The 10,220-nt window shown below is 69.4% G+C and carries 9 protein-coding genes and 2 pseudogenes; 2 read left to right on the forward strand and 9 right to left on the reverse strand.

What is annotated here, in order from left to right:
- Positions 1-58: 58 nt before the first annotated feature.
- The gene (locus tag ABZT02_RS43895; RefSeq protein ID WP_356028599.1) at positions 59-883 is read right to left on the reverse strand and encodes an SDR family oxidoreductase; all 825 of its coding nucleotides are present in this window, start codon (positions 881-883) and stop codon (positions 59-61) included.
- A gap of 94 nt (positions 884-977) precedes the next feature.
- On the opposite strand from ABZT02_RS43895, the gene ABZT02_RS43900 reads away from it, so the two are divergent.
- Positions 978-1,598: a helix-turn-helix domain-containing protein gene (locus tag ABZT02_RS43900; protein ID WP_356028602.1), complete on the forward strand. Its 621-nt coding sequence runs from the start codon at positions 978-980 to the stop codon at positions 1,596-1,598.
- Positions 1,599-1,795: 197 nt separating this feature from the next.
- Here the strand turns inward: ABZT02_RS43900 and ABZT02_RS43905 are convergent, their stop codons facing one another.
- From ABZT02_RS43905 to ABZT02_RS43940, 8 genes and pseudogenes are all read right to left on the reverse strand, one after another.
- Complete coding sequence (locus tag ABZT02_RS43905) at positions 1,796-2,740, reverse strand: alpha/beta fold hydrolase (protein WP_356028604.1); 945 nt, start codon at positions 2,738-2,740, stop codon at positions 1,796-1,798.
- Between the two features lie 62 nt (positions 2,741-2,802).
- Positions 2,803-3,072, reverse strand: a pseudogene (locus ABZT02_RS43910) (NAD(P)/FAD-dependent oxidoreductase); the annotation flags it as partial.
- Positions 3,058-3,255: pseudogene (locus ABZT02_RS43915) on the reverse strand (UBP-type zinc finger domain-containing protein); the annotation flags it as partial. The pseudogenes ABZT02_RS43915 and ABZT02_RS43910, both read right to left, overlap by 15 nt.
- Positions 3,252-4,724, reverse strand: coding sequence for an ATP-binding protein (locus ABZT02_RS43920; protein WP_356028607.1), 1,473 nt, complete (start codon positions 4,722-4,724; stop codon positions 3,252-3,254). The gene ABZT02_RS43920 and the pseudogene ABZT02_RS43915, both read right to left, overlap by 4 nt.
- Complete coding sequence (locus tag ABZT02_RS43925) at positions 4,721-6,397, reverse strand: FAD-dependent oxidoreductase (RefSeq protein ID WP_356028609.1); 1,677 nt, start codon at positions 6,395-6,397, stop codon at positions 4,721-4,723. Before ABZT02_RS43925 ends, ABZT02_RS43920 begins: the two co-directional genes overlap by 4 nt.
- A 29-nt stretch (positions 6,398-6,426) precedes the next feature.
- Positions 6,427-7,269: an alpha/beta hydrolase gene (locus ABZT02_RS43930; protein WP_356028612.1), complete on the reverse strand. Its 843-nt coding sequence runs from the start codon at positions 7,267-7,269 to the stop codon at positions 6,427-6,429.
- 108 nt (positions 7,270-7,377) lie between these two features.
- Complete coding sequence (locus tag ABZT02_RS43935; RefSeq protein WP_356028614.1) at positions 7,378-8,193, reverse strand: oxidoreductase; 816 nt, start codon at positions 8,191-8,193, stop codon at positions 7,378-7,380.
- A gap of 783 nt (positions 8,194-8,976) precedes the next feature.
- Positions 8,977-9,153 carry a hypothetical protein gene (locus tag ABZT02_RS43940; protein ID WP_356028617.1) on the reverse strand — a complete coding sequence of 59 codons (177 nt, stop codon included), beginning with the start codon at positions 9,151-9,153 and terminating at the stop codon, positions 8,977-8,979.
- Between the two features lie 399 nt (positions 9,154-9,552).
- Here ABZT02_RS43940 and ABZT02_RS43945 point away from each other — a divergent pair, with 399 nt between their 5' ends.
- Entirely contained in the window at positions 9,553-9,870 is a 318-nt protein-coding gene (locus ABZT02_RS43945) for an LLM class flavin-dependent oxidoreductase (RefSeq protein ID WP_356028620.1), read from the forward strand.
- Positions 9,871-10,220: the final 350 nt, after the last annotated feature.

Raw genomic sequence — 10,220 nt, forward strand, 5'->3', positions numbered from 1 at the left:
GCTGTGACGGGTGTGCCCTGGCGTTGAGGGTGTGGGCAGGCGCGTGGCGTCGCTCAGTTCAGGCCGGGTTGCCCTGGGACAGGGCGGAGACGTCGGCCCAGTCCTGCCAGGTCTTGAGGCGCTCGGCGTACACCGAGGGAAGAAGCTCCAGTCCCGCGGTGCCGAAGAAGACACGCAGGGGCGGGGCGTCGGCGTCGATGATCTTCAGCAGTGCCGGTCCGGCCGCGGTGGGGTCGCCGATCTTCATGTTGCGCCAGCCCTCGGCCACGGCGGCGCGCACGCCGTCGTATACGGGCAGTTGCTCGGCGAAGCTGGCGGAGGCGCCGGACCAGTCGGTGGCGAAGCCGCCGGGCTCGACCAGGGTGACCTTGATCCCGAACGCGGCGACCTCCTTGGCCAGGGACTCGGTCAGGCCCTCCAGAGCCCACTTGGAGGCGTGGTAGCCGCCCAGGTTGGGGAAGGTGGTCACGCCGCCGATGGTGGAGATCTGCACGATGTGGCCGCTGCCCTGCTCGCGCAGCAGCGGCAGCGCGGCCTGGGTCACCCACAGGGCGCCGAAGAAGTTGGTCTCCATCTGGTCGCGGACCTGCTGCTCGGTCAGTTCCTCGACGGTGCCGAACAGGCCGTAGCCGGCGTTGTTGACGACGACGTCCAGGCCGCCGAAGTGCGCGTGCGCCCGCTGGACGGCCTCGGTGGCGGCGGCCTTGTCCGTCACGTCCAGGGTCAGCGCAAGGATCTGCTCGCCGTGGGCGGCGACCAGGTCCTTGAGGGAGTCGGTGTTGCGGGCGGTGGCCGCGACCTTGTCGCCGCGCTGAAGGGCTGCCTCGGCGAACTGGCGGCCGAAACCGCGCGAGGAACCCGTGATGAACCAGATCTTGCTCATGGAAAACACTCCTGCTCGAAACGAGGGGTTATGGAGAGACCGTACACCTGCATGAGACTCAGTATCAAGTTGAGCTGTCGTGTATTGTTGAGGCATGACTGATTCCGCCGGGACTCCTCCCCGCTCCGCCGCCAAGCCCGGGCTGCGTGAGCGCATGCGCGCGACCATCCGGGCGGAAGTCACGGAGGTAGCGCTACGGCTCTTCATCGAGCAGGGCTTCGAGCGCACGACCGTCGACCAGATCGCCGCCGAGGCCGGGCTCTCGCGCGCCAGCCTGTTTAGGCACTTCGGCACGAAAGAGGACATCGTCCTGGTCGACCTGGAGGAGATCGGTCGCCAGATCGCCGATACGCTCGCCGCCCGGCCGGACGAGGAGCGGCCCTGGGAGGCGTTGCGCCGCGCGTTCGACGTGATGACGCGGATGAACGAGGCCGCACCCGAGCGGACCCTCAGCTATCTGCGGATGCTCCAGGACACGCCGTCCCTGCGGGCCCGGCACTACGAGAAGCAGCTGGGCTGGCAGGAAATGATGGTCCCGGAGATCGCACGCCGGCTGGGGACCGGCCCCGACCATCCGGAGGATCCCAGGCCGACCGCCCTGGTCGCGGCCGCCCTCGCTTGCGCGGACGCGGCATCGACCGGCTGGGTCGCCTGTGAAGGCAAGGTCCCCCTGGCGGTGCTGCTCGACCGCGCCATGGGCGCATTCACCGACTAAAACCTGTCCCATAGACGATCTCCGCCCTGATGCGGCGCTGATGGTCGAGGGTCGGGTCTACTGGCCCGCAAGTCCGGGCGGAGGGCGCCGTTCGATGCATCCCAAGATCCGGTTGCCCTGACCATCGAGCATCACCTCTGCCGCACGGCGATGGGCTGGCTCCGCGTGTGCGGAGCCGGCCCTTCGACATTCAGGATTCAGGTGCGCGCGGGCGTCGTCTGCAGGAACAGCTCGAGCAGTGCCAGCAGCGTCTCGGGCGCGTCCTCGGTCGGGAAGTGGCCGGCGCTCGGAATCTCGACCACGGGTGCGTCGGGGTAGGTCAGCCTGAACGACGGGATCACGTACTCGGGCAGCAGTGCGGTGTCCTGCATCCCGACCGCCAGCATCGTCGGCACGGCGCGCAGCGCGGCGACGGCTTCCATGGGCGGCGGGCCGGGCGGGGGGCCCTGCGGGCCCTCCAGCGCCTGGCGGGGGAAGGCGATGACACCGCGGCACTCCGCCGGGGTCGGGAAGGGGCTGGAGTACGCGCGGATCCAGGTCGGCGTGGCGATCTCGGGCCGGGCGACATGCTGCAGGTCGATCATCAGGTGGGCGATGGTGTGACCCGCGTTTCCGAGGACCTGCTCGAACGAACCGTCCGCGAGCGCCGAGTGGGCCCACTGGAACCACCGGCTCTCGACGCCGTTGGCCTTCATGAGAGGGGCGATGTCGTCTGCGAGAGGCAGCACGGTGTTCGTGGCGAAGATCCGGGAGATCCGGTCGGGGTGACGCAGCGCGAACCCGGTGCCGATGGGGCCGCCCCAGTCACGGAGCACCAGGGTGATGTCCGTGAGGTCGAGCGTGTCGACGAGCAACCATTCGAGATTCAGGATGTGTTCGCTCGCGTCGTACGTGTGGTCCTGCGGTGTCTCGCTCTTGCCGAAGCCCATGTGGTCGGGAACGACCACGCGATGGTGGCGCGACAGCGGCCCGATCAGGTGGCGCCACTCGTAGCCCCACGTGGGCTCGCCGTGCAACATGACGATCGTCTGGTCGGGCTGTTCGGGGCCCTCGTCGACATAGTGCTGGCGGAAGCCGGCCGCCTGGTTGAAGCGGGCGGGATACGGCCACGTGCCGTCGAACGTCTCGTCAGCAGCAATCACAGGATCACGTGCCTTCCGGTGCGGTGGGGTTCCGAAGCAGCTTTCATCGGCCGGCTCGCTCTGCGGCCGTCGGCCAGGGTGACGGTGAACCGCAGGTCCCCGTCCGCCGACGGGGCGGCAGGCTCGGCCGAGACCACCTCGCCGGACACGACGCGTCCGCCGTACTGGCGCACCTGCTCCCGGCCCCGTCGAAAGATCTCGGACGGCGGGGGGCCGTCCAGGGCGATCAGGCCGTGCACGGCCTTCGCGGGCGCGTTGCGCGGGGAGCCGCTGTCGATCACGACGACCGAGCGGCGGGAGCGGGCGAGGATCAGTGCGTAACTGCGGATCACCGGATGGCCGGTGTCCCGGAAGTGGGCGGTGGCGTGCTTGGCGGGTGAGTCGTCGCAGCAGCCGATGTGACCGCACTGGGCGCAGCGCCGCAGATGGAACCACCAGCCGCCGTCGGCGTCGCACTCGACGCATCCGGCACCGCTGGGCGGGACGCCGGGGTCGATTCCAGTCTCCTTCGTCATGAGGACTCCTGGGCCGGGTCGGGCCCGGTGTCGGAGCCAGTGGCGGTGAGGGGGAGCAACACCTGAAAGCGAGTGTCGCCGGGTACGGACTCGACTTTCAGGTCGCCGTGGTGCTTGTTGACGACGATCCGCCAGGAGATGTCGAGCCCCAGCCCCGTGCCCTCGCCCACCGGCTTGGTAGTGAAGAACGGGTCGAAGATCCGGCCGCGGATCTCCGCCGGCACCCCCGGACCCGTGTCGCGGAACTCCACCAGCAGCCGGTCGTGCACCAGAGCGGTGCGTACGGTCAACGTCCCTTCGCCGCCCGCGCTGTTGATGGCGGAGACCGCGTTGTCGATCAGGTTGGTCCACACCTGGTTCAGTTCGGCCGGGTAGGCCGGAATCCTCGGCACCGAACGGTCGTACTCCTTCACCACCTTGACCTGTGGACCGATCTTGCCCGACAGCATCAGCAGCGTGCTGTCGAGGAGTTCGTGCACATCGGTGACCTGGTAGGGCGCGCGGTCCAGCTGCGAGTACTGCTTGGCGGCGAGGACGAGGTGCGAGATGCGGGTGGTGGAGTCCTCGATCTCGGACATCAACAGCTCGGTCTCGACCGTGTAGTTGAGGCACTCGAAGGCACTCTGCAGGATTTCCTGCTCGCCGACGGCCGCCGCGATCTGCTCCAGCCACTCGACGTCGAGACCGCCCTGCACGAAGGTCGGCGCGATCTGCCAGCCGTCCTGGACACCGTGGTCGTCCAGCCAGTCGGCGAGTTCGTCCTCTCGGTCGGACGCTTCGAGCGGGCTCAGTGCCGGCGCCTTGGAGACCCGTTCGGCCGTACGCTCCTGGAGGTCGACCAGGGCTTTCAGGGCGTCGCGGTGGTAGGGGCCCGAGGCGATGGCGCTGAGCTTGTGGCGCATGTGCGCGCCCCGGTCCCTGAGCGACGAGGTGGCCCGTGCGGCCGCCGCGGCCGGGTTGTTGAGTTCATGGGTGAGACCCGCGGACAACGAGCCCAGCGCCAGCAGCCGTTCGCGCTGCCCGACGGCCCGCTGAAAGGTCTGCGAACCGAGGGTGAGCCCCTCCAGGAGATGGACCGCCATCGGAAACCACTCGTGGATGAAGTTCGCGAACGATTCGGCGGGCAGGACGAAGAACCGCGTCGGCTCCGACACCCGCAACGAGTTGATGTACCGCTGCGGTTTCCCGTCCCCGAGGTACGCCATCACGGCCCCCGCGTACACCCCTGGCTGGGACGTGCGGCTCACCTCGATGTCGTCGCTGCCCACCCGGCGCGACATGACGAGCGTGCCCTCGATCATCACGTAGAAGCAGGTCGCCGGGTCACCTTCGGCGAACACCGGCCCGGGGTCGAACAGTTCGACCCGTCCCGCGCTGCACAGCCTGTCGAGCTGCTCGGCGCTGAGCTTTTCGAAGAGGAACAGCGAGCTGATCTCCGCCGCGCTGCACGGCATCAGCCGCCCGCTCACGACTGCTCCAGATAACGGTGGACGAGCATCACGGCCATGGCTCCCTCTCCGACGGCGGACGCGACCCGCTTCGCGGACTCCGCGCGCGCATCCCCGGCGACGAACACGCCGGGAATGTTGGTCTCCAGGTGGTACGGCGGCCGGTCCAGCCCCCACTCCGCCGGCGGACGCCCGTCGGCGGTCAGATCGGGCCCGGCGAGGATGAACCCGCGCTCGTCCCGCAACACCGTGCCGTCCAGCCAGTCGGTCAGCGGGGCCGCGCCGATGAACACGAACAGCCACTGCGCGTCGACCCGTTCGGTCTCCCCGCTCGTCGTGTCGCGCAGCGTCAGCTGTTCCAGCTGGTTCTCGCCGTGCGCGGCCTCGACGACCGTGTGGGCCCGGACCGAGATGTTCGGCGACTCGTCGATCTGCTGGATCAGGTAGTGCGACATCGACGCGGTGAGGTCCGCTCCGCGCACCAGCAGGGTGACCGACTTGGCGCCCCTGGACAGATACATCGCCGCCTGCCCGGCCGAGTTGGCGCCGCCGACGATGTACACGTCGTGGCCCTGGCAGGCGGCGGCCTCGGTGAGCGCGGACCCGTAGAACACCCCGCGGCCCGACAGCTCGTCGGCACCCGGCGCCTCCAACTGCCGGTATGACACGCCGGTCGCAAGGATCACGCTGTGCACCGCGATCGCCGACCCGTCCGCGAAGCGCACGGTGCGGGCCGCGCCGTTGACCTCCAAACCGGTCACCTCACGGGCGGTGAGGATCTCGGCGCCGAACTTGGTCGCCTGCCGCCGGGCCCGGTCGGTGAGCTGGCCGCCGGACACCCCATCCGGGAAGCCGAGGTAGTTCTCGATCCGCGAGCTCTGTCCGGCCTGCCCGCCGGTCGCCGACCGCTCCACGAGCACGGTCCTGAGCCCCTCCGAGGCCCCGTACACCGCCGCGCCGAGCCCGGCGGGGCCGCCGCCGATGACGACGAGGTCGTAGAAGTCGGCCGTGGGTGTCGTCGCCAGCCCCACGTGCGCGGCCAGTTCGGGCACCTCCGGCTCGACGAGCGCCGTACCTTCCGCCGTGATCACCACCGGCAGCCGCTGCCCGTCCTCGCCCGCCGCGGCCAGCAACCGCTGCCCCTCGGGCTCCTCTGTGGAGTACCAGCGGTACGGCACCTGGTTGCGGGCCAGGAACTCCCGCACGTCCGACGAGCGGGCCGACCACCGGTGACCGATCACCTTGGTGGCAGGCACCGGCCGGAAGTCACTGCAGCGCCACGCCTCCAGCAGGTCGTCGAGCACCGGGTACAGCTTCTCCTCCGGCGGATCCCACGGCTTGAGGAGGTAGTGGTCGAGGTCGACGACGTTGATCGCGTCGATCGCCGCGTTCGAGTCCGCGTACGCCGTCAGCAGCACACGGCGGGCCCCCGGATAGACGTCCATGGCGTGTTCGAGGAACTCGATGCCGTTCATCTGCGGCATCCGGTAGTCGGCCAGGATCACCGCGACCAGATCACCGCGCAACTTCAGCTCCCGCAGCGCCTCCAGCGCGGACTCCCCGGACTCCGCGCGCACGATCCGGTACGACTCGCCGTAGCGCCGTCGCAGGTCACGGGCGACGGCCCGGGACACCCCGGGATCGTCGTCCACGGTCATGATGACGGTCCGCGCAGCGTCCGCGGTCTGTGCCATACGTTTCCCACCTCGAGTGATGTGCTCCGCTACTCGGTCCATGCCGCGATCCGTTCCGCGATCGCCTCGGGGGCCTCGATGTGCAGGAAGTGACCGACGTCGGGGACGATCTCCAGCGTGTGCGGGGCGGCGAACCGATGTCGGTCGTCGACCTGCGGGGGGAGGATGCAGTCGTCGTCGGCACCGTGGAGGTGCAGCAGGGGCACCTTGATCGGCTGAGACAGGCGGCGCGCCGCCCTGAGCATGCCGGGGCGCATCATCTCCCGGTAGTACTTGATGGGCGCGGGCATGCTCGCCCGCAGGTGCTCGTGCAGCTCCGCCTGGACAGCTGGATCGAGCGAGAGGCCGGGCGACCACTGACGCCAGAGGCGGTCGATGAGGGCGAGATCGCGGGCGGAGGCCATCCAGCCGCTTCCCGGCAGTTGAAAGAGCCCCATGTACCAGCTCCGGCGTAGCTGAGCGGGGCGCGGCCGGGTCACGAACGTGAGCGGGTGGGGGATGGCGAGCGCGACCGCGCGTTCGATCCGCTCCGGCGCGGTGACGCAGGCATCGTATGTGATCATGGCGCCCCAGTCGTGGCCGACCAACTCCACGGCTCGCCCCGGAGACCAGCGGTCGATCAGCGCGAGCACGTCGCCGGTGAGGGATGCGAAGTCGAACGGCCCCGCGGTCGGGGACGGCGCGTAACCGCGAAGCCAGGGTGCGAGGACGTGACGTCCGCGGCGGCCGAGCTCGGCAAGGAAGGGCCTCGCGGTCGGCGGATGGTCCGGGAAGCCGTGCAGGACGAGCGTCGGTCGACCATCGGGATCACCACCCTGCAGCGCATGAAAGGTGCCGTGCGGCAGGTCGAAGGTGACGTGTTCGAACTCCATGTGCGTCAGCCTTTACCAAGAGCGGTGGGACGACAGATACCGATGCCGGCTTCGGTGTCTCTGGTTGTGGACATGTGCGTCTCCTCGGGCGCCGGGTGTACTGCGGGGTCAGCCGGCCAGTCGGTTGAGCTTGCGGACTTGGCCGTCGAAGGCGCGCGAGGGCACGATCCGGCGCAGGACGCTGACGCGTCTGGCCATCGAGCCGGCGGTGTACCGGAGCTTGGGCTTGGAATCGGTGGCGGCCGCGACGATCACGTTCGCGACAACGCCCGGGTGGTCGGCGTTGCGCACAGCCGTGGCCAGCACGTCCCGGGAGACCTCCCGCTGTGCGGCGTAGATCGGCAGGGGCGAGTCGGGGGCCATGCTGCTCGCCTCGAAACTCGTGCTGGTGTAGGCCGGCTCGACCAGCAGCATCCGGACGCCGTACTCGCGAAGTTCGTGGTCGACGGACTCGGAGTAGCCCTCGACCGCATGCTTGGTGGCGGCGTAGACGGCCATGAAGGGCGCTGGGATCAGACCCAGTACCGAGGAGACGTTGACCACGCGGCCACTGCCCTGGGCGCGCATGTGGGGCAGCACTGCGTTGGTCATCCGCATCACGCCGAAGACGTTGATGTCGAAGACCTCCTTGGCCTGGTTGATCGAGCTCTCCTCGCCGGCGCCGACCGCGCCCACGCCCGCGTTGTTGACCAGGACGTCGATCCGGCCGAACCGGTCGATCACCTCCCCGACCAGCGAGCGGACCGACTCGTCGCCGGCCACGTCGAGATCGAGGAACGTCACCCCGGCGAGCGGCTCGGCGTTCGCCGCGTTGCGGCTCGTGCCGACCACCGCGAAGCCGGCGCCCACAAGAGCGAGCGCCGCCGCCCGCCCGATCCCGGAGGAGGCGCCCGTCACGAGGGCCACTGGGGAAGCTGTCTGCATGGTGGTTCCTTCGGGTGTGGGCATGACTTCGTCGTGCGCTGCGCGGGGTCGCCCGCGCCGAGGTCGACTCGGTCCGCACGGTCCTGCAAGCCCGGACCAAGCCGGTCCGGTGAGCCCAGGATGGTTGTGTACTGAACAGTCAGAAACCTAGGCAGTTCTGTACTGAGCTGTCAAGAAGGGTGGGTCGGCTTTACCTTTCTTTGTGGTCGCGACGGCGGTGGCAAAGTGTGCGAGCGGCGCAGCAGGAGAACGCACAGCACTGCGTCGTCGTCGGCCGCGATCACGTCACCGTGTCGGACGGTGGTGCCGGCGACCACGGGCGGGCGCGTTCACCGGGCCAGGGTCGGCCTTCACCGTGCCCTGCGCCGAGACCCCTCGCGAACAGACAGGGAAGCCCATTGCCGTCAGCTCGGACCATGTGGACCTGCGCGGTCATGCAGCCCATCGCCTTGGTCTCAGCGGGAGTCCGTACTGCTGCCCGCACCCGTGGGGACGGCACCAGCCCTACGAGGGCACCGAGGCGCAGCACTGGCACGAATTCCTGCAAACGCGGTCCGAGTTGGCGGAGCGGCGGCCGAAGTACCACCGCCTGTTGCGGCGAGGCGTTCGGCGACTGACCGTGCAGTTCAAGCCCGGCGACACCGCATATGCGGTGGAGCAACTCGACTGGATGCGGGCGCAGTTCTTCGGCCGCCGCCCGGACGACCGCCCGGCGGCGCGTGAACCTGCGGGCCGTGCCTCCGCGGCGTCGAAGTGGGCGCAACAAGGCCGGCCGCGCCCTTCTCAGCGGTGCCGCGGGCGGGGCAGCAAGGCGAACGCGCTCTCCGCGATCGAGGTCAGGCGGTCGGGGCTGTGGCCGTACGCGCCTACGACATCGGTCCTGCGGATGATGGTCAGCGGAAGGTACGCAAGGTCGTCGGGATCCGCGTCGGGGTCGATGTCGCCGTTGCGCTGGGCCACTCGCACACACTCGGCCACCGCCGTCCGGACTACGGAGAAGCAGTCGCTGGCCAGGCGTTTCACCTCGGGCGGAGGCGCCGATCTCCAGGGCCATCTTGGCGGCGACAGGCTGCGGCCGTCCGGTCGGGGGCGGGGGGTACGTCGGCGGCGAGTGGCACCCCGTGGACGGCGCGGAGCAAGTACGCGTGCAGTCGTTCTCTTGTTCGCCCTCAGGGGGTCTCCCCTCACGCAGGCCGTACCGGACGTTCCGGCGTCGCGGTCTCTGCACAGCGAAATCCGGCGCCGCCCGCCAGAACGCGTCGACGGCGTGGTCCACGAGTACTGGCGCGAGGACATCGGTCCTGTCAACCGCAGCCCTGCGGCTCGACACCGCGCAGCGACCGCGGCGGCATCGCGCACATGATCGCCGAACGCGGGCCGAAGGCCCGGGTACGAACTCGGTGTGGTCGACCGACTCGTTTACCACAACCCGAGCCCCTGGTCGCACTCGCCGTCCTGGCCGGTGCCACCTCCCGCATCCGCGTCCAGACCGGAGGTGCTGCTCGCCTCTCTGCGCGACACCGCCCTGCTCGCAAGCAGGCCGCCACCTTGGACCGGATGACAGGTGGCCGCCCGGTCCTCGGCCTGGGCATCAGCGGCTATGCACCGAGAGGATTCCGTGCGCGGAAATCTTGCCGGAATTGCCATCCAAAACGGGAGATCGCACGTATGTCCTAGTGAACCGTGCGAGATGAAGGGAAAGATCATGTCGCTCTTCAGTCACCTGGCACCAGCCAAGAGGCACTCCAAGGGCAAGAAGACCACGACCACCACGAACGGGAGGACGTCCCACCACCGCAAAAACCGTCGTCGTACCTCCAGCACCGGCACGCACAAGTGACGCCGGGGTCCCTCGACGGCGGCCGGTGGGCATGATCTCCCGGTCGCCGGGGGATGGCGTCCGGTGAGTCGTGGTTCCGTGAACCTTTGCCGTCGCCGCGAGCGGGCACCGGGTGGCAGGTGGTGAAGACGAGCCTGAGCAGGTCGTCGTCGATGTCCTCGGGGTCGGCGGGCTCCTCCGGCGGGGC

The organism is Streptomyces sp. NPDC005402 (assembly GCF_040606575.1).
In the GTDB taxonomy this organism is placed as follows: Bacteria; Actinomycetota; Actinomycetes; order Streptomycetales; family Streptomycetaceae; genus Streptomyces.